At 66.4% G+C, this 23,552-nt stretch carries 19 protein-coding genes; 10 read left to right on the top strand and 9 right to left on the bottom strand.

Annotated elements, in window-relative coordinates:
* Positions 1-116 precede the first annotated feature (116 nt).
* Together F0U60_RS45890 and F0U60_RS45885 are read left to right on the top strand one after the other, a co-directional pair.
* Positions 117-4,706 carry a hypothetical protein gene (locus F0U60_RS45890; protein WP_395809963.1) on the top strand — a complete coding sequence of 1,530 codons (4,590 nt, stop codon included), beginning with the start codon at positions 117-119 and terminating at the stop codon, positions 4,704-4,706.
* A gap of 137 nt (positions 4,707-4,843) precedes the next feature.
* On the top strand, positions 4,844-6,025 hold the full coding sequence (locus F0U60_RS45885; protein ID WP_395809961.1) for an RICIN domain-containing protein: 1,182 nt from the start codon (positions 4,844-4,846) through the stop codon (positions 6,023-6,025).
* Between the two features lie 103 nt (positions 6,026-6,128).
* Here F0U60_RS45885 and F0U60_RS45880 read toward each other — a convergent pair whose 3' ends face one another.
* A complete protein-coding gene (locus tag F0U60_RS45880) occupies positions 6,129-6,611 on the bottom strand; it encodes an MOSC domain-containing protein (RefSeq protein ID WP_395809959.1) in 483 nt (160 codons plus the stop codon).
* A 113-nt stretch (positions 6,612-6,724) separates the two neighbouring features.
* Between F0U60_RS45880 and fumC the strand changes: the two genes are divergently transcribed.
* The 3 genes from fumC to F0U60_RS45865 all read left to right on the top strand — a co-directional run bounded on the left by fumC (position 6,725) and on the right by F0U60_RS45865 (position 9,846).
* Positions 6,725-8,122, top strand: a complete 1,398-nt coding sequence (fumC, locus tag F0U60_RS45875; protein WP_395809957.1) for a class II fumarate hydratase — start codon at positions 6,725-6,727, stop codon at positions 8,120-8,122.
* Positions 8,123-8,236: 114 nt separating this feature from the next.
* Positions 8,237-9,343 (top strand): D-TA family PLP-dependent enzyme, encoded by a 1,107-nt coding sequence (locus tag F0U60_RS45870; protein ID WP_395809955.1) that lies wholly within the window; start codon positions 8,237-8,239, stop codon positions 9,341-9,343.
* A gap of 47 nt (positions 9,344-9,390) precedes the next feature.
* Positions 9,391-9,846, top strand: coding sequence for a DoxX family protein (locus tag F0U60_RS45865; RefSeq protein ID WP_395809953.1), 456 nt, complete (start codon positions 9,391-9,393; stop codon positions 9,844-9,846).
* Between the two features lie 8 nt (positions 9,847-9,854).
* Here the strand turns inward: F0U60_RS45865 and F0U60_RS45860 are convergent, their stop codons facing one another.
* Together F0U60_RS45860 and F0U60_RS45855 are read right to left on the bottom strand one after the other, a co-directional pair.
* The gene (locus F0U60_RS45860) at positions 9,855-10,601 is read right to left on the bottom strand and encodes a hypothetical protein (RefSeq protein ID WP_395809951.1); all 747 of its coding nucleotides are present in this window, start codon (positions 10,599-10,601) and stop codon (positions 9,855-9,857) included.
* An 88-nt stretch (positions 10,602-10,689) separates the two neighbouring features.
* Positions 10,690-11,376, bottom strand: a complete 687-nt coding sequence (locus F0U60_RS45855; RefSeq protein ID WP_395809949.1) for a phospholipase D-like domain-containing protein — start codon at positions 11,374-11,376, stop codon at positions 10,690-10,692.
* Positions 11,377-11,472: 96 nt separating this feature from the next.
* On the opposite strand from F0U60_RS45855, the gene clpP reads away from it, so the two are divergent.
* Together clpP and F0U60_RS45845 are read left to right on the top strand one after the other, a co-directional pair.
* A complete protein-coding gene (gene clpP, locus F0U60_RS45850) occupies positions 11,473-12,090 on the top strand; it encodes an ATP-dependent Clp endopeptidase proteolytic subunit ClpP (RefSeq protein WP_395809947.1) in 618 nt (205 codons plus the stop codon).
* A 143-nt stretch (positions 12,091-12,233) separates the two neighbouring features.
* The gene (locus F0U60_RS45845; protein WP_395809945.1) at positions 12,234-12,593 is read left to right on the top strand and encodes a hypothetical protein; all 360 of its coding nucleotides are present in this window, start codon (positions 12,234-12,236) and stop codon (positions 12,591-12,593) included.
* 10 nt (positions 12,594-12,603) lie between these two features.
* Here the strand turns inward: F0U60_RS45845 and F0U60_RS45840 are convergent, their stop codons facing one another.
* Together F0U60_RS45840 and F0U60_RS45835 are read right to left on the bottom strand one after the other, a co-directional pair.
* Positions 12,604-13,479, bottom strand: a complete 876-nt coding sequence (locus F0U60_RS45840; RefSeq protein WP_395809943.1) for an alpha/beta fold hydrolase — start codon at positions 13,477-13,479, stop codon at positions 12,604-12,606.
* A gap of 187 nt (positions 13,480-13,666) precedes the next feature.
* Positions 13,667-15,313, bottom strand: coding sequence for a bifunctional metallophosphatase/5'-nucleotidase (locus F0U60_RS45835; RefSeq protein WP_395809941.1), 1,647 nt, complete (start codon positions 15,311-15,313; stop codon positions 13,667-13,669).
* A gap of 85 nt (positions 15,314-15,398) precedes the next feature.
* Between F0U60_RS45835 and F0U60_RS45830 the strand changes: the two genes are divergently transcribed.
* Positions 15,399-17,213, top strand: coding sequence for a M48 family metalloprotease (locus F0U60_RS45830; protein ID WP_395809939.1), 1,815 nt, complete (start codon positions 15,399-15,401; stop codon positions 17,211-17,213).
* A gap of 6 nt (positions 17,214-17,219) precedes the next feature.
* Here F0U60_RS45830 and F0U60_RS45825 read toward each other — a convergent pair whose 3' ends face one another.
* The gene (locus F0U60_RS45825) at positions 17,220-18,416 is read right to left on the bottom strand and encodes an SRPBCC family protein (RefSeq protein WP_395809937.1); all 1,197 of its coding nucleotides are present in this window, start codon (positions 18,414-18,416) and stop codon (positions 17,220-17,222) included.
* A gap of 149 nt (positions 18,417-18,565) precedes the next feature.
* Here F0U60_RS45825 and F0U60_RS45820 point away from each other — a divergent pair, with 149 nt between their 5' ends.
* Positions 18,566-18,862, top strand: coding sequence for a hypothetical protein (locus F0U60_RS45820; protein WP_395809935.1), 297 nt, complete (start codon positions 18,566-18,568; stop codon positions 18,860-18,862).
* A 62-nt stretch (positions 18,863-18,924) separates the two neighbouring features.
* Here F0U60_RS45820 and F0U60_RS45815 read toward each other — a convergent pair whose 3' ends face one another.
* From F0U60_RS45815 to F0U60_RS45805, 3 genes are all read right to left on the bottom strand, one after another.
* On the bottom strand, positions 18,925-20,748 hold the full coding sequence (locus F0U60_RS45815; protein WP_395809933.1) for an AMP-dependent synthetase/ligase: 1,824 nt from the start codon (positions 20,746-20,748) through the stop codon (positions 18,925-18,927).
* A gap of 105 nt (positions 20,749-20,853) precedes the next feature.
* The gene (locus F0U60_RS45810) at positions 20,854-21,282 is read right to left on the bottom strand and encodes a hypothetical protein (RefSeq protein ID WP_395809931.1); all 429 of its coding nucleotides are present in this window, start codon (positions 21,280-21,282) and stop codon (positions 20,854-20,856) included.
* An 18-nt stretch (positions 21,283-21,300) separates the two neighbouring features.
* Positions 21,301-21,957: a hypothetical protein gene (locus tag F0U60_RS45805; protein WP_395809929.1), complete on the bottom strand. Its 657-nt coding sequence runs from the start codon at positions 21,955-21,957 to the stop codon at positions 21,301-21,303.
* A gap of 170 nt (positions 21,958-22,127) precedes the next feature.
* Between F0U60_RS45805 and F0U60_RS45800 the strand changes: the two genes are divergently transcribed.
* Positions 22,128-23,552, top strand: coding sequence for a WGR domain-containing protein (locus tag F0U60_RS45800; RefSeq protein ID WP_395809927.1), 1,425 nt, complete (start codon positions 22,128-22,130; stop codon positions 23,550-23,552).

The raw sequence follows: 23,552 nt of genomic DNA, 5'->3' as shown, positions 1-23,552 counted from the left end.
TGGGCTGTCACTGTAATCTGGTTCACAGCGAGGCCGCTGGTAGTCAGGTACACGGCGCGCTGGGGAATCGGACATGCCGATGAGCGGCGACTTTTCCCACGATCCGAGGAGCCTTCTTGTTTAGAAATTCAATCTATTTTTTCTGTGCGTACCTGCTGGTGCTCGCCGGATGTGGAGGTCTTCCTCCCGACGACGTCAGACCGAGCCAGGTAGCGACCACCGCACAGGCGCTCGATACCTGTACACTTGCGTCCTTGGACTGGAATGGGGGGACGGTTGCTCCCTCAACGGATGCCCAGAAGATCTGCGCCGGACCCATCTATTACGAAACCCAGTGCTATGAGGGAAGGACCGACTCGCTCTGCGGGAGCACTGGCTACATCCAGAAGAGCTGCTACACGGAATGCGATGTCGAGGAGTACGTAACCGTCGAAAAGAGCGTCCAGGTCTACCCGGTTGTCACGTATACCGAAGTGGTGTGCGAGCCCGGGACGTGCTCGGGGGGCTGGTGTGACAAGCCTGAATGCCATGACCGGAACACGTACAGCTACGAGCGGCCGTGTAAGGACGCGGTTCAAAGGCTGATCAACGCGGAGACCGATGCGGCCCATCGTGGTCAGGTGCAGTCGAGTCAGACCTATCCCGCCAGCTACACCGTCGACGCCGGAGGGGCCCAGCCGGGGACGTGTTCGATCACCCTCAAGAACGTCTGGAAGAGAAACCACTACGCCGCCACGGACCCCCACTGTGCATTCACCCGGAAGGACTGTGACGACACGGAAAAGCCCCTCTACAATTACTGCCGTGACGTCTCGTTCGGCAACGCCCCCGTGGATGCGTGTGGTACCCGCTTGCGCCGCACGGAGTTTGGTCTGAGCCTCCAGGCGGCCCGGGACGAGGCCGCCAAGGAGTGGAAGGATCTGGGTTATCGCACGGCCACCGCGGACTTCAAGACCGCGCCCACCTGCATGACGTGCGAGCAGGAGACGACGGTGTCCGGTCGCTTCACGTGCCTCGACAAGAGCCTGGCCCTCGCCAATCTGATGACGGTGGGTACGGACAGGACCCTTCTGCAACAGCAGGTGGTCCGCCGGATGAAGCTCCTCTTCGAGCTCGAGGGAGAGCAGCTCTCCGAGGAGCAGCGCACCTTCGCGCGCTCCCTCTACAAGGACTTTCCCGACCATCAGTTGACGTGTGAGGCCGGCATGGGTTTCACGGCCCTGACCACCGACTCCTCTTGTGGCGATATGGCCACGCTCAACGCCAACCTGAATATGTGCGCGCGGCTCACGGGCAACCATGTCTCGGCGGAATCCGCCGATCAATCGCATGCCCTCTGCTCGAGCCTGCTCACGGCCGTGGCCAACGTGCCCGTCACTCCCGCTTGCAAGGGCTCGGAGTACCGCACCGCCTACGCCGCCATCATGTACAAGCTGACCCAGCGCCAGGCCACCTCGATCGCCCTCGAGCCGAGCACGGGGGCGTTGAAGACCAGCGACGTGCGCCGTGCCCTGCGCTACATCGACAACTGGTATGCCCAGGGCCGGTCGAGGCTGAGCGACGAGGCGGAGTTCAGGTCCCAGCTCTCCCGGTTGCTCGCGGACTTCTGGACCGCCGCCTATGCGACCAAGGTCGTCTACGCGCGAACGATCGATTCCTCCTCCTCCGAGGCGCAGATCAATGCGTACCTCAAGGATGTGGGCTCGAAGTCCCTGGAGGTGGAGCGCGAGGTATTGACCCAGCTCTTCACGGACGACAGCGAGGGTCATCTCATGAAGCACGAGCCGATGTTGCTGGTGATGGGCGACGGCTTCAAGGGACTGCAGTCGCGTCTCACCGAGCTCATCCCCCTTCATGATTTCGCCTGCCGCTTCAAGCAGTGCGCACTCCCGGAAGATCGTTCGGAGATGAGCCTGATGTGGGCGCTGCTTGGCGCCATGCACGATTCCTCCCTGCTGACCCAGGTGAACACCCAGCGGGCGCCCTTGGGCTCGAAGACCGTTTCCCAGGAGGCCACCGCCTGGCGGACTGTCTTCTCCCTGCTGGCCAGCAACCACTCCGCGCTCCGGATGGCGATGGAGGATGCCCTGCTCCACATGCCCACGCCCGGAGAGCCCGATGACTGGCAGCGCATCCTCTCCAGTGGTATGTCCATGGAGACTCCTGGCAGCGCCGCGGCCCTGTCGCTGATCATCCAGGACGCCTCGTTCCGCACGAACAGCTACGAGAAGACCGTCTACCTGACTCCGGGGTTGAGCCGTGTCCTGCACTCGGGCATTTCCGAGGGAGGACGTGCCGCGCTCATCAGTGCCCTCAGGTCGAACAACAACGCCCTCACCGCCGCGATCGACAAATACAAGACGGGCCGCTATTCGCTCATCAGCAACCTGCAGCAGGAGTTGAGCGGCACGGCCAGTAGCCTCCGCCTCCTCAATCAGATGTATACCCGCGCGCTGAGCATGAGCCAGCTCAGCCAGGACCTGCAGGGACTTCGATACTCCCTGGAAGTCCAGGAGGGCCGGTTCGCCGACTTCTCCAGCGCCTTCAACGAGCTGCTGGAGTCGGAGAAGCTGGATGGTGGCCTGTTGCAATACAATCGCTCCGACATCCCGCTGTCCATCAGTGGCGCCGACAGCGAGCTCTCGACCAGCTACACCAATGAGCAGGGCGCTCCCGTCGCGCTCACGGGTGTCCAGCAGCTTGCGATGAAGGACAAGCTCAAGGCGACAGGCGAGCCGTGGAAGCTCACGGTGAGTCCGGGCGACCTGCTCAACATCCAGACGACGGGCTCGTGGACGCCCACCTGCTCCCTTTCACTGGCGCATACGATCACGGGTGAGACGGTCTTCTCCTCTCAGGTCAAGCTGACCAGTAACTCGGGTGGCGTGGAAGAGCTCATCACGACGGGTCCCGAGGGTTTCTCCGTGGAGTGGTCGAGCACAGGGTACACGTCCTTCTCCACCGCCAGCGTCAGACAGGACGGCTCCTATTATGAAAACAGCGACTCCCACCAGGAGTGCGAAGGGACGCAGTTCTCGGCGAACCTCGGGCTGCCTCCGGCCGTGCCCTCACCTGTTCAGCTCAGCCTCGGGTACTCGAGATCCGTACAGGACTGTGACTCCTACTCCCATGGCACGCAAGGCAGTCGGACTTACTCCCACAGCTACTCCAGTGGCGGGGACAACCGCACTTCCGCGAGCTTCAGCCGCGGCCTGCGGTTGAGCAATACGCCTCTGCCGAGCCTGCCCGTGGGCAGCCTGGTCCTCGTGGAGATGCCTCAGGGCGTCACGGACCTCGCGCAAGCGAAGGATCTCCACATCATCAAGTCGGGTATGGACTCCTTCATTCCCAAGGGTACGGGGAACTCGGATCTCTACCTCGTCGTCAATGACGCCAGCAGATGCTCTTCCGTCTCCTCCGCGAAGACCCTCACGGTGGCGCTCAAGCGCCTCGAGCCCATCAATGGCAGGCGCTCCCAGCAGCTCAAGGACGCGATGCTCCAGACCCTGGCCAAGCTCCGCGCGAAAGAGGCTGAAATCCTCAAGCAGGGCCGGCTGCTGCCGGGTGACAGGAGCTCCCTGCGTGCCGACGCGCTCCTCGCGCTGGGCAGCCTCACCGTCGAGCCCATCGAGTTCCGTCAGCTCTTCGAGGCCTGGATCGACAAGGAGATCGCCATCTTGGAGAAGAAGGTGGAGATCCTCACCATCGAGCGGTCCATGAACCAGCTCGTGTTGGAGATGAAGGGGTTGAAGGATGAAATCGCCAACGCCGAGGCCTCCTCACGGCTCTACCGACTGTCCACCACCTGGACCTTGCGCGACGTGGACGCCCGCCAGCTGCGGGACGCCGGCGATATCGCCAACGTCTCCATCAAGAAGATGGTCAATGACTTCTTCCCCCTGCTGGAGCTGCGCTACCCCAGCGTCCTCAAGGAGATGAACAACGCGGATGCTCCCTACTACCGCAACCAGCTCAATGCCATCATCGACACCAAACTGAGCGACGGAGTGCTCACCCAAGTGAGCAATACGAGCGCCGCCATGGCCGCCATCTTGACGGCTTACGAAAACCAGTCGAGTGACTCGCTCATCAAGCCCCCCTTCATCGTGGCCCTGCGTTTCAAGCGGCCGAGCGCCACCGCGCTCGCGAGCCCCTGGAGAATCGCGGATGACCAGATGCGTGCGAAGGAGATCTGGGACGCGGTGGACACGGGCGGGCGGGTCTCCCTGCACCTCACGCCGTGGGATCTGTTCTCCAACCCGACGGCGCCAGCGCAGCTCGGCTGCTCCGAGGCGTCGGCCGTCATCGAGGCCATGGGCTTGCACTTCGCCTGGTACCACCCCTGGGCTTCGAACCTGAATGGCCTTCGCCTCGACGTGGAGTTCGACGAGCAGCAGCTCTTCGTGGCGGAGCAGGGGCCGATCAGCTACTCGCTGAACAACAACACCTGGAGGAAGCAGATCGTGCCTGTCACCGCCTACAGCACCTATGCCAACGCGGTTGACTCCTTCAACACCGTCTCGTTGCCCATGCGAGTGGGTGAGGGCCTGTCACCCTTCACCAAGATGTCCATCAACTTCAAATCGCTGTACAACACCCTGCATGCCCAGGGCTTGAACATGGATGAGGCCGATGAAGTGGCGGTGCTGTTCAAGCTGTCACCGCGTGCCGCGGGCAACGTCAAGTGGCCGGGTGTGTGTAACTGAGAGTCATCCGTGATTGCGTGAAGGTCAGCCGGGGAAGTCTTCCCGGCTGGTCTCCCTTCCTTTTTCTGCTTCCAAGGGATTCCGGTTCAGCGCCGAGCAAGTCCGGTGTCGCCGAGAGAACTCCCATGAGGTCGTTCATGTTTCTCAAGTCGCTCATCCGTTCCGCTGTCGCGTTCACACTCGCCGCCAGTCCTGGCGCTTTCGCGTGGAATTACAGCTCGAGCCCCGACAACACGGTCATCGCTTCGACGGACAAGTCGCGGTGGCTGATCGTTGGAGGCGCCCGCTTCTATATCCATCCCGCTCAGTGGGCGAACTACGCCGCGCCGTCCGCCACGCTCACCTCGAGCGCCATCAATGACATCACCCCCATTCCCAGGGATGGCACGGTGCTCGGGCAGACGGGGCGACACGAGATCTTCACTGTGGTGGGCGGCATGTACTTCCACGTCCCGGATCCCACCGAGCTGCAGTACTTCAATCCCAACCAGGTTCGCGCGCTGCCGTCAAACAACCAGCACTTTCCCTTCTACTCGGGCTCGGGTGAGGGCAAGTTGGTGAGGGAGCGCATTGGCACCCAGACGTACCTGTTGCAGGGCAATGCGAAGTTCCTGGTGCCCCCGGCGGAGCTCGCCTATTTCACCGCTCCCGTGCAGACCGTTCCCAACACGTCGCTGGCGAAGATCTCCAACACGCCTAACTGTGGCGTCCTGCTGCGTGAGCGCGCCACGGAGGACAACTACCTCTACACCGGTAATGGCAAATACAAGCTGAACCAGCGGGAGCTCGATGCTCTCGGCGGGGCATCGGTGGTGAGGGAGGTTCCCCGGGGAGGCCTGGCCGCCTTCCCCACCGTGAACACGGGACTGTCCGGCGGTGGATGCATGAAGGGCAATGGCGGGCGTTATGTGACCCTGAAGGTGGCTGCCAGCGGCAAGTGTGCCCAGCCCCTGGGCAACAGCCCCGAGAACGGTGTCATCATCGCTCAGGGCACGTGTGCCGCCGGAAACGTGGCGCAGGGCTTCCAGCTCCTGCCCTATCCGGATGGCTCGTACATGATTCGCGGCCGGGAGAGCGGCCGGTGCCTGGACGTTTATAATAGTCAGACCGATGACGGGGCGACTGTGCAACAGTGGAACTGTCACAGTGGAGCGAACCAGCGGGTCGATCTCCGGCCGCTGTCCGGGGGCGGGTACAACCTTATCTTCAAGCACAGCGGCAAGTGCCTGAACCTCTCCAACGCCAACCCCGCGGACGGCGCCGTCATTCATCAGTCCCTGTGTATCGACACTCCCGCACAGGCGTTCTTCATCAACTGAGCGGCGTCAGGAGACGAACCGAAACTCCACCTTGGAGCTCCGCGCGTAGCCCGAGCCTCTCGAGGCGCTCGCCCTGGAGTTGGGGCGTCTCTGGGGGCGTTGATCAGGGCAGCTTCGGGCGGATGGGGCGGGGCGCGTCGGGGTTGACGTCGAGCAGGCGCACGCCATCCCCCTCCCGCACCGTGCCTCCGCGAAGCACCTTCGCGAGCTGACCCCGCCGGCCCCAGGACTCCTTCAGCAGGCCTGGGCGAATGCGCTCGAGCTTCGAGCAGGGCACGCAGGGCTCGGTCAGCTCCACCACCACCTCGGCGCCGAGGGCCAGGCGTTGCCCGGGCGGCAGGGACTCCAGTGGCAGCCCGTGGATGACCACGTTCTCCTTCAGCGCTCCGGGCCCAAGCCTCAGCGAGTCATGGGAGGCCTCATCCAGTAGCAGGAGTTGCCGCTTGCCGTTGGGCTTCTTCTTTCCATGACGGTCGCCCACGAAACCTCGGCCCTCGAGTGCCTGGGCCTCTGGGACGCGCTTCATGGGGGTGCCTCGCTCCTGGGCGAGCAGCAATGCGCGGATGGTGCCGGTGGGAGTGTCCACTTCCGGAATCCTGTGCGTGACCTCGTCCCACCGCAAGACGGATGCAGGGACTCGCGAGAGCGAGGGCTTCTGGCCCGTGTTATCGCACCGACTCCCGGAGAGGAGTCAGCCACGTGAGCAACCAGAACGTTCGCATCGAAAAGGACACGTTCGGCCCCATCGAGGTGCCGGCCGATCGCCTGTGGGGCGCGCAGACGCAGCGCAGCCGGCAGAACTTCGCCATCTCCACCGAGCGCATGCCGTTGGCCCTCATCCGCGCCCTGGTGCTGGTGAAGAAGGCGGCGGCGATCGTCAACATGGAGAACGGTACGCTGGCCAAGGACAAGGGCGAGGCCATCGTGAAGGCCGCGAACGAGGTGCTCGACGGCCAGCATGACGAGGAGTTCCCGCTGCTGGTGTGGCAGACGGGCAGCGGCACGCAGACGAACATGAACGTCAACGAGGTGCTGGCCAACCGGGCCTCGGAGCTGATGGGCGGCGAGCGCGGCGAGGGGCGCAAGGTGCACCCCAACGACGACGTCAACAAGGGCCAGAGCTCCAACGACGTCTTCCCCACCGCTATGAGCGTGGCCGCGGCGGAGGCCGTGGTGCGCAACGTGCTCCCCGAGCTGATTGCGCTGCGGGACGTGCTCGCGGAGCGGTCGGAGAAATTCCGGGACATCGTGAAGATTGGCCGCACGCACCTGCAGGACGCCACGCCGCTGACGCTGGGCCAGGAGTTCAGCGGCTACGTGGCGCAGCTGGAGCACGCGCGCAAGCACCTGGAGCTCTCGCTGCCGCACCTGTCCGAGCTGGCGCTCGGAGGCACCGCGGTGGGCACGGGCCTCAACGCGCCCAAGGGGTTCGCCGAGCGCGTGGCCCAGGAGATTGCGCGTCTCACGGGCCATCCCTTCGTCACCGCACCCAACAAGTTCGAGGCGCTCGCGGCCAACGACGCGCTGGTGCACGCCCACGGCGCGCTCAAGGGTCTGGCCGCCGCGCTCTTCAAGATAGCGAACGACGTGCGCTGGCTGGCGTCGGGACCGCGCTCGGGCATTGGCGAAATCACCATCCCCGAGAACGAGCCGGGCAGCTCCATCATGCCGGGCAAGGTGAACCCCACGCAGTCCGAGGCGCTCACCATGCTGTGCGCGCAGGTGATGGGCAACGACGTGGCGGTGTCGCTGGGCGGCGCGTCCGGCAACTTCGAGCTGAACGTCTTCAAGCCGCTCATCATCCACAACTTCCTGCAGAGCTGCCGGCTGCTGGCGGACGGCATGCGCAGCTTCCGGCTCCACGCCGCGGTGGGAATCGAGCCGAACCACGGGCGCCTGAAGGAGAACCTGGATCGCTCGCTGATGCTCGTCACCGCGCTCAACCCGCACATCGGCTACGACAACGCGGCGAAGATCGCCAAGAAGGCGCACAAGGAGGGCAAGACGCTCAAGGAGGCCGCCGTGGAGCTGGGCCTCCTCACGCCCGAGCAGTTCGACCAGTGGGTGCGCCCGGAGAAGATGATCGGCAACCTGTAAGGACAGGGCCGTTCAGCGGACGTGCGTCCGGGCTCTCGGGCGGAGCGGGTGCGTCTATGTCCCGACGTTTCAGGTCGGCACGTGCGCCCCTGCGGATTACCTTCACGGCCACATATGAGCTTCCCCTCCCTGAACGATATCGAGACCCCGGCGGCGCTCGTGGACGAGGACCGCCTGGAGCGCAACCTGGCGAAGGCCGCTGCGTACATGCGCGAGCATGGACTGCGGTGGCGGCCACACACGAAGACGCACAAGGTGCCGCAGGTGGCGGCGATGCAGCTCGACGCGGGCGCGGTAGGCGTGACGGTGGCCACGCCCCGCGAGGCGGAGGTGATGGGCGCAGTGGCGGACGACGTGCTCCTGGCCTATTCGCCCGTGGGTGCTTCGAAGCTGGAGCGGCTGATGGCGCTGCCCCAGCGCGTGCGGCTCTCGGTGGGGCTGGACTCATGGACGGTGATGGCGGGGCTGCTCGACGCCGCGCGCAAGGCGAAGCGCACCGTGGGCGTGCTGGTGGAGCTGGACCTGGGGATGCGGCGGGTGGGCGTGCAGACGCCGGAGAAGGCCGTGGAGCTGGCCCGAGAGGCCGCGAGGGTGGAGTGCCTCGAGTACCAGGGCGTGATGTTCTACCCGGGGCACATCCGCATGCCGCTGGCCGAGCAGGGCCCGGCGCTCGCGGAGGTGTCGAATCGGCTGGGCACGTTCCTGGACGCGCTGGGGGCGGCGGGGCTGAAGCCAGGAATCGTGAGTGGCGGCTCCACGCCCACCCTGTGGCGCTCACACGAGGTGGTGGGGATGAACGAAGTCCGCCCGGGCATCACGCCCTTCTTCGATCGGGCGAGCGCGTGGATGGGCGCGTGTGATTGGGAGGAGGTGGCCTATTCGGTGCTAGCGACGGTGGTAAGTACGGAGGTGCCGGGGCAGGCCGTCATCGACGCGGGCTCCAAGGCGCTGGCCAAGGAGGAGCTGCCGATAGGGGGCTATGGCGCGCTGTTGGACCGGCCCGAGGTGGTGGTGCACTCGCTCTCCGAGGAGCACGGGCTTCTGGACCTGTCGCGCACGACGTGGAAGCCGCGCGTGGGCGAGCGGGTCCGCGTGGTGCCCAACCACGTCTGTGTCTCGGTGAATCTGCAGGACGAGCTGTGGGCCGTGCGCGGCAGTGAGGTGGTGAAGCACTGGGGCGTGGAGGGGCGGCTGCGGGGACAGGGGCGGCTGTTGCTGTAGCGCGCATACGCGTTGCCTGCATGTCCCGAGGGCGGCATGGTGGGGCCATGAGTGATGTCGCCTTAAAGGAGTCGGGTTCCACGACCTCGCGTGCGGCGCTGTCCGACGCCGCGCTCGGTCATCTCGTGCTGCGCCTGGTGCTGGGAATCAATATCGCCATGCATGGCCTCACGCGGGTGGGCGATCCGGCCGGGTTCGCGCAGGGCATCGTGAACGGGTTTGCCCAGACGCCCCTGCCCGAGTGGAGCGTGCGCCTCTTCGGGCTCGTCCTCCCGTTCCTCGAACTCGTGACGGGAGTGGGAATGCTGCTCGGGTGGCGCCTGCGGTGGTTCCTCTTGTTGGGCGGCCTGACGATCGCGGCCCTCACGTTCGGAACGTGCCTGCGGCAGCAGTGGGAGACGGCGGGGCTCCAGCTCTTCTATGCCCTCGCATACGCTTGGCTCTTGCACCATGCCTCCGAGGCGCGTTTCACCGTCGACGCATGGCTGGCCAGGCGCCGCTGAAGCGCCGCTCAGTGCACGGTGCGGCCCTCTTGGCTCTGCCGGTAGACGGGGAGCCGTAGGGCGTGGAGGAAGCCTCGGGGGCGGATGCCTCGCCCGGCGTGGAAGGGATTGAAGCGCAGGCGCTCCGGATCCAGCCGCACTTCCTCGCGCAGGAGGATGTCCGCGACGGGAGTCCAGGTATGGGGCAGCCCGTCGTCCAGGGGATAGACCTCGAAGGTGAGGAGCGCGGTGCCCGCGTGCATGGCGTCCTTCAACCGTTGCACCCGAGTGCCGGAGCGCTGGGAAGCGCCGCGCGGCGAGGTGAGCCGCAGCTTCACCTTCCCCAGCCCGTCCACCGAGAAGGGCGCGATGCCGAAATAGTCGTTCTGGAGCCAGTCATGGACCTGGGTGGTGAGGAGCGCGGGGGCCAACGACCAGAAGTGGCGCGCGGTGGCGAAGAGGACATCCTGGTCCCCGGGTGAGACCTCCTCGGTGATGCGCGCGTCGCGCCGGAAGCGCACCGAGGCCCCGAGGATGTCGGGCCACTCGCGCCCGCCTCGCCAGGTGGCGGTGGACAGCCGCACGATGGCCGGGCCGGCGAGGCGCTCGGCCACGGTCGAGAAGGGCGGGTCGGTCCGGATGGGCACGACCTCGGCCTGGAGGCAGATGCCCTCGGGATGGAGGGAGCGGGCGTGGCGCAGCTCCGAGACCACGCGAAAGGGTGGCCCCCACAGGGTTCCTACAACCCGTCCGACCGTTTCTCCCAACACGCCCATGTGCACCTCCTCCGGGAGGACAGGGTGGGGGGTGGTGGGGCCACCGGCAATGCGGGCGCCTCGCTAGGAAGGAGGGCGGGCGGGGGAGCTACTCCAGGGCCGTCCAGAGGTCGTCAAAGGCTCGGCAGAAGGGGAGCACCAGGCGTGGGTCATCCGACACGAGCACGTTCTCGTGGTTCTCGTCCGCCGCCGCGCGCGTCCAGTTGTAGCTGCCGGTGAGCAGGCGCATCCGGTCGAACACGGCGAACTTGTGGTGCATGTGGGCCTGCGTGCGGTCCACCCGGACGGGCACGCCCGCCTCGCGCAGCCGGTGGATGTCCGAGCCGAGATCCAACGCCTTGTCCCCGTCCGACACCACCCGCAGCCGCACGCCCTTCTCATGGGCCTCCATCAAGGCCCGGGTGATGCGGTCGTCCGTCAGGGTGAAGACACAGACGTCCGCGCTGCCCCGCGCCTCGCCGATAAGCCGCACGATGGCATTCAAGGGGGCTTCCCCGGGGCTGAAGTGGGCCTCTACCCGGCTCGTCTCCCGCAGCTCCCGGGAGGGCAACAGGGCCTTCACCGTGTCCTCCAGCCAGGAGATGACCTCGCGGGCGCGGGGGTCGGTGACGGAGGTGCGTGCCAGCTCGAAGGCCCGCGAGCGGAACAGGGCCAGCACCGCCTCGCCCGCCTTGCGGTCATCCAGGACGGCCTGGAGCGCTTGACGTTCGGTACGGGTGAGGGTCCTGTCCTCCAGGGTGGAGGCGAGGATGGCGTCGATGTCGGAGGCGTTCATGGAAACACCCAGAATGGGCCCCGAGCGTAGCCTGGAGTACGATCTGGAAAGAACGGGGGGGCGCCCGGGGCCAAGGCGCATTAGTGTTGGGGGGCCATGAACATCCCTTTCGTCATCGAGACCACGCACCGGGGCGAGCGCGCATACGACCTCTACAGCCGGCTCCTCAAGGACCGGATCGTCATGCTGGGCACGCCGGTGACCGATGAGGTGGCCAACGTCATCGTCGCCCAGCTGCTCTTCCTCGAGTCCGAGGACCCGGACAAGGGCATCAACCTCTACATCAACTCGCCGGGTGGCTCGGTGACGGCGGGTCTGGCCATCTACGACACAATGCAGTACGTCAAGAGCCCCGTGTCGACCATCTGCGTCGGGCAGGCGTCCTCCATGGGCGCGCTGCTGTTGCTCGCCGGGGCGACGGGCAAGCGCTACGCCCTTCCCAACGCGCGCATCATGATTCACCAGCCCCTGGGTGGCGCGCAGGGTCAGGCCTCGGACATCGACATCCAGGCGAAGGAGATCCTCCGCCTGCGCTCGTACATCAACGGCCTCATCGTGAAGCACACGGGCCACTCCATCGAGCGCATCGAGAAGGACACCGAGCGCGACTACTTCATGAGCGCCGAGGAGGCCCGGCAGTACGGCATCATCGACGAGGTGGTCACCAAGCAGCTGCTGACGCCCAGCGCGCCCTCCACGCCCACCAAGGGCTAGTCGTCCACGAAGGACTTTGTCCCGCGCAAGCGCTGCGGCCCGTCATTCCCGGGGGTGCAACGCTTGCGTGCCGGGCATCGAGGCTCTCGTCGCGTCGCGAGGGAGCCCCCCGTGGCACGGACCATGCTCACTTTTGAGCTGTCATGGTCCCTCTTCGCCCTGCCATTGCTTTCGTCTTCTCCTGCTCGCTCCTCGGCATCGGCTGTGCTGGCCCGACGCAGGAGCGTCGCATGTACCCGGAGCCGCCCAACTCCGTGCAGCAGGAGCTCGGCTACCGCGACATTGTTCGGATTGGCCAGGAATACGCCGTCTCCTCGGGCTATGAGGTGACGGAGGTGGCCGAGGCCGTGCAGGTCCGCCCCAACTACTGGCGGATCCGCTTCGGTCTGGCTCCCCGAGGCTCGGGGCGGCTGCTGGATGTCGAGTTCGACCAGGCCCAGCGTCAGGTCGTGGGCTCCACCGAGGTGGGTGGCGCCGCGGGCCGTGTGACGCCGGGTCCGTGAATGGGCGCTGTCAGGGCAGGGTCGACAGGAATTGCGTCACGTCCTGCTCAAAGCGGTCCGCCTCTTCCAGGTACGGGAAGTGCCCGCTCTTCTCGTACTCGAGCAGGGTGGCGTTGGGCAGCGTCTTCACGAGCGCCTGGATGCTCTCCATGCCGACGGAGTTGTCGTACCGGCCGCCGATAGCGAGCACTGGCACGGTGACCTGCGCGGAGCCCTTGAAGCGGTAGTTCGTCAGCTCGGTGGAGAAGAGGGCGCGAGACATCTCACCCGTGTTGATCAGGCCGCTCTCCGCGTCGATCGACTCCTGCATCTGGCGGTACGTGGTGTCATGGAACTGCAGCTGATTGAAGAAGGACTGCGCGTCCACGCCTCGCAGCGCCCGCATGACCTGCGTGTAGTCCGACGTGTCCTCCTGCGAGGCCTGAGTGGTCAGCCGGCCGGGGTACAGGCGCTCGAGCTCTCGCTTCCAGGTGGCGAAGGAGCTCGCCGCGTCCGAGAAGCCGCTCACGTACACCACGCCCGCCACGTGCTGGGGATAACGCACCGAGTACTCCAGCGCGAGCGTCCCGCCGAAGGAGTGGCCCATCAGCACCCAGCGCTCCACGCCCAGCTCCTGACGCAGCGCCTCCAGGTCCGACACCAGCACCTCCAGCGAGTAGCGGCCGTCCCAGGGGCGCTCGGAGCGACCACAGCCTCGCTGGTCCAGGTACACCATGCGCCGGGACTTCTCGAGGCGCTGACCCATGAGCCGCGAGAAGCTGTAGCTGTTGTAGCCGGGGCCCCCGTGGAGGAAGAGCACCGGGGCTCGCTCCGCCGGAGCCTGGCCGGCGATGCGGTAGTACAGCCTCACCCCGTTGATGACGCGCTGGTGCTCGCCAGCGGTCATCGGTGGCTCAGAGCTGGAGCGGGGCGCGTGGTGCGTACAGGCGGCTACCAGCGCGCACAGGACGGCACAACCCAAGAGTCCAAGTCTCGAGAAACGCATGCCCCGTATGTGTCACCTGTGGTCGCGGTGCGCCCGTGCCACCGGTGGGAAATGTCGACCGCTGTCCGCCGCGACTGTTGGCTGGTGGCTACTCCACCCGGGTAATGCGGTTCGTCTCCGGCGGAGCGCGTGGCGAGCGGGCCTTCAGCCACGCCTCCAGCGCATCCAGGTCCACCACGCCGCCGCGCCGCTCGGTGCCCTCGGCGAGCACGCGGAAGCCGTCTCCGCCGCCCGCAAGGAAGCTGTTCACCGTCACGCGGTAGCGGCCCGCGGGTTTCACGGGCGCGCCGTTGAGTCGGATGCTGGCGGGGTCCACCTTCTGGCCCACGGGCGCCGAGGCCTTCCACGTATAGGAGAAGCCCCGCGAGGGCTGGAGGATGCGGACGTAGCTTCCCTCCCATTGCTGCTCCAGCAGGGTGTGGAGCTGCGCACCGGTGAGTGTCAGCGTCACCAGGGTGTTGCCGAAGGGCTGGAGGGTGTAGGCCTCGCCATAGGTGACATCGCCCGCGTCGAGGTCCCCGCGGATGCCGCCCGGGTTCATGAAGGCCACCTGGGCTCCCGCGTCCTTCGTCGCCTCGAGCTGCACATCCGCCAGGGTGTTGCCCAGGGTGGACTCGCCCGAGGGCCAGCGCTTGTCGTCCGGCTGTTCGAGCGGCGCTGTCACCTGGCCCAGGATGCGATCCCTCAAGGGCGCGGCCAGCCTGTCGTAGCGGTCGATGAGCGCCTGCAGCTCGGGGGAGCCCTCTCCGTCTCGGGTGACGAGGACGGTGCGCGCGGTGCTCTCCACCACGTCGCCTGTGGCTGCGTCCAGCACAAGGTCCAGGTCCGTGATGAGCCGCCCGTAAGACGCCGCGCTGGTGACGCGCTTGCCGTTGATGACGCAGTTGTAGGACTGGTGGGTGTGGCCGCTCAGGACGGCGTCCACCTCCGGGTCCAGGCGATGGACGATGTCCACGATGGGGCCGGAGATGCCCTCGCAGCCGTCATACGCGCCCGTCTGGACGCCGCCCTCGTGGACCAGCACCAGGAGGGTTCGCACGCCCTGCTTACGCAGCTCGGGGACCAGGGCGTTGACGGTGTCGGCCTCGTCCCGGAACTGGAGCCCTTGGATGCCGGCGGAGTCGACGATCTCCGCGGTGCCCTCGAGCGTCATGCCGATGACGGCCACCTTCACGCCCTCGAACTCGCGGATGGCGTAGGGAGGGAAGAGCGTGTGGCCCTGCGGGTCGACCACGTTGGCGGCGAGGAACTGGAACTTTGCGCCCTCGAAGGGCGTGCCGTCCTGGCAGCCATCCACCGGGTGACAGCCTCCGGTCTGCATGCGCTTGAGCTCGGTGGCCCCTTCGTCGAGCTCGTGGTTGCCCACGGCGTTGAGCGTCAGCCCCGCGAGGTTCATCGCCTCGATGGTGGGCTCGTCGTGGAAGAGAGAGGAGACGACCGGGCTGGCACCAATGAGGTCTCCCGCGGACACCACCAGGGTGTTCTCCGGCTGGCTCGCGCGAAGCTCGGCCAGGTGACGAGCGAGGAAGCTGGCTCCTCCTGTCTTCACCTTGAGGGGGCTGCCATCGGGGTTCTTCCCGGTGCGGATTTCTCCCGCCGAGCCCGGAGGCGGCGCGAGGTTTCCGTGGAAGTCATTGATGGCCAGCACCTGCACATGCACCTGACGGGGGCTGGGGACAGGTTGCGTATGGGCGCAGGAGAGCAGGAGTGCGGCGGTGAGCAGGAGAGGGCGCATGCGTTGGCTCCTATCTCTCACAACCCGTGGGTTACCGCATGTCTCTGGATTGGCCCTAGACTCGACTGACCGGAAGGGGAACGTCATGTGGGCCCGTTCGTACACAGTCCGCGCGATGTTGGCCGTGGGGTTCCTGCTCCTCTATTACACGGCGACGCTGGGCGTGGCTGTCGTCCTGCTGGTCCTGCCGTTTCGCGTCGACACAACGCACCGCTTCCATGCGCTGTTCGCTGCGCTGTGCCTGGCGGGCGCGGGCGCCATCCTGTGGAGCCTGTTGCCGCAGCGCGAGCGCTTCGTACCTTCTGGTCCCCGACTCACCGAGGACGAGCACCCAAGGCTGTTCGCCGCTCTCAAGGACGTGGCGCGGCGCATGGAGGTGGAGCTGCCCTCGGAGGTGTTCCTCGTCGAGGACGTCAACGCCTACGTGACCCAGGTGGGCGGCTTCCTTGGCTTCGGCGGCCGGCGCATCCTGTGTATCGGCCTGGGGCTGCTGGCGGTGGACAACCTCTCTCAATTCCGTGCCGCCGTGGCCCATGAGCTGGGCCACTTCAAGGGGGGAGAGACGAAGCTGGCCTCGCTCATCTACTCCACGCGCTCGTCCATGAGTCGTGCCCTGGTGTTCCTGGGCGAAGACGACCGGATGCCGCTGCGCAAGCCCTTCACATGGGTGCCGAAGCTGTTCCTGCGCATCACCCAGGCCATCAGCCGGCAGCAGGAGTTGGTGGCGGACGAGTGGAGCATTCGCATCGCCGGCAAGCGGGCGCACATCTCCGGCCTGCGGCGCGAGGTGCTGCACGCGGTGGCCTATCGCCGCTTCCTGGAGCACGAGGTGTACCCGCTGGTGGACAAGGACGTGGTGCCGGACAACCTCTTTGAGGGGTTCCGGCGCTACCTGGTGAGCTCCGCCTGGGCGGAGGCGCAGCAGGAGTTGGCCGGGGCCGTGCCCGAGCGGGAGGCGGGGTCGTACGACTCCCATCCGAGCATCGAGGAGCGTATCGCCTTCGCCGAGCAGATGGAGGTACCGGAGCAACCGCTGGACGAGACGCCCGCGTACACGCTGCTGTCGGACGCGGAGACGCTGGAGCGGCGCTTCACGGCGGAGTTGTGGCCGAACGCGGTGGAGTTCATCCCCTGGGCCGAGGCCGGAGCGCGCTGGAGCAAGTTGTGGAACGAGACGGCCAGCCGGGTGCAGGCGCGGGTGCCGGAGTTCTCCTGGGCCCGGGTGCCGTCGTTGCTGAAGGACACCGCTGCGCAGGAGTCCTTCGCCGAAGCGGTGGATCCGCGGCTGGTGGGTTACCGAGTGTCGGACCGTGCCGAGCGAGTGCAGGAGGTGGTGAGCCACGCCGTCAGCGCGTACCTGGCGAGCATCCTCGCACAGCACGGCATGACGTGGACGACGTCCCCCGGCGAGTCGCTGAAGTTGGAGTGGAACGGGGAGCGGGTGGACCCCTCGGCCCTGGTGGAGCAGTGGCTGGCGGGGAAGCGTGGGCCGGCCGAGGAACTGGAGCGCCTGCGGACGCGGCTCGGCGTGGCGGAGGATGCCGCCTGGAGCGTGCCGGAGGAGGCGCGTGCGAAGGCGCTCGCGCCCCTGGCGCCGGTGACGGTGCTGCGTATCGGAGACGCGGTGACGGTGCGCGCCCCCCTCTCGCGGATGGGCCTGCCCCACTGTTGCGCGCTGTGCGGTGGGGCGCTTGCCCACCACGTGGAGACGCGCTTCCACGTGGGCGGCATGATGCGGGATGACGGAGACGTCACCATCCAGGTGCCCACCTGTGAGGCCCATGCGCGCCAGTCGCACAAGGCCTTCAAGGTGCGGCGCTATGAGGAGGACTCGGGCTTCATCACGCTCGAGGTGCCTGGCCTCGCGTACGCGGAGCTCATCCAGCGCAGCAACGCGTGAGCGCGATCAGTGCACCGGCTGCGAGCCCGAGTGCTCCGGCGTTGGGACCGAGAGCTGCTCGCGCGACACGGTCTCGTGTCCCGTGGCCTTGCCCGTCTCGATCAGCGACTTGAAGCGCAGCAGATCGTCATCCATCTGCTTCTTGGGAGAGACCCCGAGCAGCCGTGCGAAAGCATGGCCCAGTGCGCCCGCGGGCGGGTTGTAGCTCATGCGGATGTCCAGCCGCGTGGAGCGGCCTTCGTTGAGGGACTCGAAGTGGATGATGCCGGCGTGCTCCACCGTGGAGCCCTCCACGCTCTTCCAGGCGAGGACCTGATGAGGGATGAGCCGGGTGATGAGGGCATCCCACTCGAAGACGATGCCGGCCGGGCCCTTGACCCGCCAGTGAGAGCGGTCCGCGCCGCTGGTGCGCACCTCCTCCACGTGGCTCATGAAGCGGGAGAAGTTCTCCATGGCCCGCCAGAAGCGGAACACCTCCTCCACCGGTGCGTGGACGGTGATGTCCTTGTGGATTTCGATGCCCAGCCGCCCGCCCCCCACGCCGGTGAGGCGTTTGAGCTCGATGTTGGTGATGCTGCGCAGGGTGAGCAGCGAGCCGAGCAGGGTGGAGGCCATGCCCGGCACGCCTCGGTGAGACAGCCCCCACGTCAGCAGGCTCGCGCCCCCGAGGCCCGCCACGAAGCGCGCGGCAGGAGACCAGTTGCGCTGGAGGAACTCGGGACGGTCCCCCGGCCGCTGCGCGCCGCCTTGGAGCTCCGGGTGGCTTCCGGGTTGCTTGAAGACCCTTAGGTTGTCCGCCACGTCCACCACGCCAGGCACGTGCGTGGCGCGGGAGAGGAGCTTCGAGTGCTCGACCTTGAGGACGACCCCCTCGAGCCGCACCCGGCCCCCCTCGACGTTCACGTGGATGGCATGCGGGTGCGAGCACACGCGGCCGAGCGCTGAGCGGATACGGGCCTCGATGGTCCTGTCGTCGACATCCTCACGGCGTATCCGGCCGAGGGAGTTGAAGAAGAAGCCGCGTGTGCGGTGGACGAGGTCGCGTGTCACCACGCCTACCGCGTTCTCGGCCTCGTGTACGGCGTGAAGTGCCTTGTCGTGCGCCACGGCGCGGCGACGCCGGCCACTGCGAGGATCCGCGAGGTACATCAGCCCTGCGCCCAACCCCACTCCGCCCCCCACCAGCCACCAGGTAGCTCTCATTTCCCCGCCCTCCTTGGAACTCCAGTGCTCCCCCCCAAGCTGGGGTTGCGCGAGCGGCTCGGCAGCAGGCGAGCGAGGGCCTCTCTCCTTGGCTGTCTCGTACCTGGACTCACCTGGATGCGCAGATTGAAGGGACAGGAGGGGAACACATGCCAGAGCAGCCGCCCAGGACACCCGGCTCACCGGTGAAGGAGCCGGAGCCGCAGAAGACACCCCAGAGGGATCCGGGGCCCGTGGGTCCACCGGAGATTGAGCCCCCTACGCGGCGGCACGCACCGGAGATTGAGCCGCCCTCGCGTCAGCCGCCGGAGATTGCACCTCCGCGGCGCGAGCCGGACGACAATGAGCCGGGCCGTCATTATGAGCCGGAGATCCAACCTCCGGGCATCCACGAGGCGCCCAACCCGGACACTCAGCCGCCGGGAGCGCCGACCATCATCGCGTGAGTGGAGGACGGCTCGAGGCTCGCCGTGCCTGGCCCGCTGGGGCTGGAGCACGGCGGGCCACTTCAGTCGCCACCGCCAGCGCGCTCGTACAGGTGCTCGATGACCTGGGCGTAGTGCTGGCTGACGACGTGGCGCCGCACCTTGAGCGAGGGCGTCAGCTCGTTGCGCTCGATGGTGAAGTCGTGCGGGAGGATGACGAACTTGCGGATGGACTCCGCGCGCGACACCGAGCGGTTGGCGGAGTCGATGGCCTGGCTCACCTCGTTGCGCAGCGCCTTGTCCTCCACCAGGGACTCCAGTGGCTGCCCGTCCTTGCCGTTCTTCCGAGCCCAGTTGGAGAAGGCGCCGACATCGATCGTGACGAGCGCCGATACGAAGGGTTTGCCCTCGCCCACCACCATGGCCTGGCTGACCAGCGGGTGCTCGCGGATGCGATCCTCCAGAGGACCCGGCGCCACGTTCTTGCCGGCCGCGGTGACGAGGATCTCCTTCTTGCGGCCGGTGATGCGCAGGAAGCCCTGCTCATCCAGGCTCCCGAGGTCTCCCGTCTGCAGCCACCCGTCCGGGGTGAACGCGCGCTGGGTGGCCTCCGGGTTGTTCCAGTAGCCGACGAAGACCTGAGGCCCCTTCACGAGGATTTCGCCATCATCCGCGATGCGCACGGTGGTGCCTGCCAGGGGCTGACCCACCGTTCCAATGCGGTTGGCGGTGTCGGCGTTGAGGGTGAGCACCGGGCTCGTCTCGGTCATGCCGTAGCCCTCGAGCACCGTCACGCCCACGCCGTTGTAGAAGTGGTTCAGCCGCTCGGGGAGGGGCCCGCCGCCGGACACGACGAAGCGGAGCTGCCCACCGAGGACCTGGCGGAGCGTGCGGAACACGAGCCGGTCGAACACGGCGTGCTGGAGCCTCGTGAGCAGACCGGTGCGGCCCTGGGAGCGCTCGCGCGAGTACTGGATGGCTGCATTCGTGGCGAGGTCGAACACGCGGCCTTTGCCAGCACTCTCGGCCTTCTGTTGGGCCGTCTGGAACACCTTCTCCAGCACCCGAGGCACCGTACCGAACCACGTGGGCCGGACCATGGCCAGCTCCTCGGTGATCTTGCCGGGGCTGGTGGCGAAGGCGACCGTGTTGCCCTTCTCCACGGCGGCGAGGAAGAGAATCTTGGCCAGCGCGTGGGCGAGCGGCAGGAAGAGGAACGTCCGGTCCTGCTCGGTGATGACATTGCCCGCGTGGGCCAGCACCTGGAGGGTGTTCACGCGGATGTTGGCGTGCGTGAGCTCGCAGCCACGGGGGCGCCCCGTGGTGCCCGAGGTGTAGATGAGGGTGGCGAGCTTATCGGTCCGCAGCCCTGACAGCCGCTCCTCGAGGCGAGCCTCGTCGACCTCGTCTCCACGCTGCTGGAGGTGGTCGAGCGCGGCCTGGTCGATGACGAAGGTATGGCGACAGGCCGGGAGCCGGTCCGCGGACTGACGGTAGAGGCTGTGCAGGGTGTCCGTCTCGAAGAACGCGACCACCGCCCCGCTGTCCTTGAGGATCCACTCCACCTGGTCGGCGGAGGAGGTCTCGTAGATGGGGACCGTGGTGGCTCCGGTGGCGAGGATGGCGTAGTCGAGCAGGACCCACTCGACACGCGTCTTCGACATCAGGGCGACGCGCTGGCCGGGCTCGACGCCGAGCGCCATCAATCCCCGGGCGAGCCGACGCACCGTGCGCGCGATGTCTCCTGCGGTGAGGGGCTCGAAACGGTCACCGACACGACGCGAGAACAGGGGCTTGTCCGGGTTCTTGCGTGCGTGCTCGAACAAGGGTTGGAGCAGGTGTGCATACGGTGCGAGCGTGACCTGTCCCTGACCCACCATCTCCTTCGTCTGAGTGCTGCCGCTCATAGTGGGGGCGCACCATAGGGCCTCCAGCGGGTCGCGACCACGGATTCGCAGCCCGTGATGTTCGAGAGCGCGCACCCCGACTTTTCTTGGAAGCTGGGACGCGGGCTAACGCTTCGAGAGGATGCGGCCCTGTCCGTCGATCGCGTACTCCGCCCCCGCGTCAGGCACGATGAACCCGGGAGCGCACTTCGACAGGTCGGGGGAGAGCAGGACGAAGAAGAGATCCTCATGGGCCTGCATTACGACCGTCCGATACGTGTCCCAGCGGGCGAGGCATTGATACTCGGGCCCCTTCTGGTCCTCGGCCTTGATGTGGGAGGGCAGGTAGTCATTCATGGCGACCGAAAGGGCTTTCATCATGGCCCCTTCGATGCGAACGCCACTCTCGTATGAGTCCGGGAACTTGATCCTTGCTGCCTCCTCGGGAGGTGCCAGCTCGGCCTTCTGGTATTTGTGATACCCGAGGCGTTCGAACAGCACACAGCCCGACAGCGTGCAGGCACAGAGAAGGATGGAGAGGGTGAGGGATCTCATGTGTGGAGCTCGAAATGCTCAGGGGAGCCAGTCCTTGCCTTCATACAAGCGGAAATCGCCCAGATCATTGTAGACCTCCCCAATGGGAACCCATGCTTCATCGCGTAGGGCCGAGACGATGCGCGTGGAGTTGTTGTAATTGTAGGCCCTGCATTCGCCGGTCTTCTCTCGAAAGAAGATCATGAGCTGGCGGTCCCAGACCTTTCCGGTACCGCTATCGAAGAATCTCACGGGCAGCCAGGCGACGCTCAGGTCTCGCCGGGAGAACTCCCGATTGTTGGGATGGGTGTGTGCACCTCCGAGAAGGATGGGGTCCGCATGGCTCGGATCATGGAGGCGATTGGGCAGGGTGCAGGTTTTGGCCACAGGATCCAACTGGCCTCGGATGTCTGAGAGGTAGCTGAGGAAGTACGCGTTTTCTTCCCGTGCGTAGTAGTACAGGGCGCAATACTCGAAGCCGTAGGGCCCATTGGACGCACCGGGTTGGCTGGTCATGATGTCGCAAGCCCGCGTGGCCAGTTGCTCCAGTGAGTTGAAAGGCCCCGCCAACGGGCCATCGACTTGAAGGTGTCCAGTTGGCAAGCGGCGCACCCGGACGTTGGGATTGGGGCTTGAGCAGCCCAGGGTGTTTCCCAGCAGGGACAGCAGGAGCAGCCAGCAGCACTTGTTAGGCACACCCCCTCCTCGGGTCGTCAATGCCTTGGAGTGAAATCATCTTGTTCGGGTTGTGCTGGCGTCAAGGCGAATCAGAGCCGCGACTTCTCGGCGAAGCGGCTGGGGCGGCTTCCGTGGTGTCAGTGCCCCGGACTACTCTGTACGTACTGCGTTGATAGGGGGACCTGAGAATGGCCGAGGAACGGACGTACCTGGAGCTGTCGGAAGAAGGAGGCGGCTCGCACAAGTTCTACGAGGTGAAGGTGGAGGGGAATTCCCTCACCGTTCGCTATGGCCGCATCGGTGACAAGGGCCAGATGCAGGTTTCCCAGTTTCCGTCTCCGGAGAAGGCGCTCGCGGAGGCTCGCAAGAAGATCAATGAGAAGGTTCGCAAGGGTTATGCCCCCGCCGTCATGGGCCAGCGTAAAAAACGCTCGGTCACCCGCCGGGAAATCACCAGCGGCCGCTCCAACGCGAACCAGGCTCCGCTCCTCTGGAAGTTCAACTCGGGCGATCGCGCTTTCGGCATCTTCGTGGACGACGCGCGCTGCTGGGTGGGCAATGAGAGCGGCTCCATCTACTCGGTGGACCACGAAGGCCGGACGCTCTCCCAGTTCCGCCTCGCCGATGGTGTGAAGTGCATCGTCGCTGATGACCGCTGGCTCTACGCCGGGTGCGACGATGGCCGCGTCTACGACCTCGGGGGCAAGGTGCCGCGCGTCGCGTACAACATCTCGGACGACGTGGACATCTACTGGCTGGACATCAAGGACGGTGTCCTCGGCGTGTCCGACGCGGGCGGCAAGCTCACCGCCATCAACCACGAGGACGAGTCCCAGTGGGAGAAGCAGAGCGTCGGCACCCAGGGGTGGATGGTCCGCTGCGACGAGCTGGGCATGTACCACGGCCACGGGCGTGGCCTGACCATGTACGACTGGGAGGACGGCCGCGAAATCTGGCATCGCCCCACCCAGGGCAACGTACTCTTCGGCTGGCAGGAGGACTCCTCCCTCTACGCCTGCACCAACCTGGGCTTCGTGCACCGCTTCACCAAGAAGGGCGATGCGGGGCCCGTCATGCAGTGCGACGCGGCGGTGTTCTCCTGCGCCGCGGTGGATGACGGCCGGTACGTCTTCGCTGGCGACAACATGTCCAGCGTCTACTGCTTCAACGACAAGGGCCAGCGGCTGTGGAAGCTGTCCACCGGCTGCGGCTCGGCGTTCTCCATGCAGTTCTTCCAGGATCGGCTCTACCTCGTCACCACCGAGGGCGTGCTCGCCTGTGTCGACGCGAGCGAGAAGGCCATCCAGGCCGCGCAGTCAGGCTCGCTGCCCAAGGCCCGTGACATCAAGGCGCCCGCGCCCGTGGCCGCCGTGCCCGCGGGCACCGTGGAGACGACGCGCGAGGCGGGCAGTGGCGTCATCGTGGAGTGCTACCAGGATGGCCCGCACCTGCGCGTGCGCGTGGTTTCGCCTGGCTACCGCCCTGACTTCCACGTGCAATTCCCCAAGGACATCCGCCAGGCGGGTAGCCGTTACGTGGTAGAGGGAGTCCACGAGTCCGCGCGCGGTGGCTTCTACCGTGCCTATGGCGACATCCGCAGGCTGGTGAGCTGA

This window comes from Archangium minus (assembly GCF_044360475.1).
In the GTDB taxonomy this organism is placed as follows: Bacteria; Myxococcota; Myxococcia; order Myxococcales; family Myxococcaceae; genus Archangium; species Archangium minus.
The sequence above is the reverse complement of the archived record's forward strand: the minus strand, read 5'-3'. Positions and strand labels throughout refer to the sequence as shown.

Coding starts and splice junctions, on each gene's coding strand:
- F0U60_RS45830 (WP_395809939.1), top strand. CDS start 15,399: ATGTGGGCCCGTTCGTACACAGTCCGCGCGATGTTGGCCGTGGGGTTC.
- F0U60_RS45860 (WP_395809951.1), bottom strand. CDS start 10,601: ATGGGCGTGTTGGGAGAAACGGTCGGACGGGTTGTAGGAACCCTGTGG.
- F0U60_RS45820 (WP_395809935.1), top strand. CDS start 18,566: ATGCCAGAGCAGCCGCCCAGGACACCCGGCTCACCGGTGAAGGAGCCG.
- F0U60_RS45810 (WP_395809931.1), bottom strand. CDS start 21,282: ATGAGATCCCTCACCCTCTCCATCCTTCTCTGTGCCTGCACGCTGTCG.
- F0U60_RS45800 (WP_395809927.1), top strand. CDS start 22,128: ATGGCCGAGGAACGGACGTACCTGGAGCTGTCGGAAGAAGGAGGCGGC.
- clpP (WP_395809947.1), top strand. CDS start 11,473: ATGAACATCCCTTTCGTCATCGAGACCACGCACCGGGGCGAGCGCGCA.
- F0U60_RS45845 (WP_395809945.1), top strand. CDS start 12,234: ATGGTCCCTCTTCGCCCTGCCATTGCTTTCGTCTTCTCCTGCTCGCTC.
- F0U60_RS45885 (WP_395809961.1), top strand. CDS start 4,844: ATGTTTCTCAAGTCGCTCATCCGTTCCGCTGTCGCGTTCACACTCGCC.
- F0U60_RS45865 (WP_395809953.1), top strand. CDS start 9,391: ATGAGTGATGTCGCCTTAAAGGAGTCGGGTTCCACGACCTCGCGTGCG.
- F0U60_RS45855 (WP_395809949.1), bottom strand. CDS start 11,376: ATGAACGCCTCCGACATCGACGCCATCCTCGCCTCCACCCTGGAGGAC.
- F0U60_RS45825 (WP_395809937.1), bottom strand. CDS start 18,416: ATGAGAGCTACCTGGTGGCTGGTGGGGGGCGGAGTGGGGTTGGGCGCA.
- F0U60_RS45870 (WP_395809955.1), top strand. CDS start 8,237: ATGAGCTTCCCCTCCCTGAACGATATCGAGACCCCGGCGGCGCTCGTG.
- F0U60_RS45815 (WP_395809933.1), bottom strand. CDS start 20,748: ATGAGCGGCAGCACTCAGACGAAGGAGATGGTGGGTCAGGGACAGGTC.
- F0U60_RS45835 (WP_395809941.1), bottom strand. CDS start 15,313: ATGCGCCCTCTCCTGCTCACCGCCGCACTCCTGCTCTCCTGCGCCCAT.
- F0U60_RS45840 (WP_395809943.1), bottom strand. CDS start 13,479: ATGACCGCTGGCGAGCACCAGCGCGTCATCAACGGGGTGAGGCTGTAC.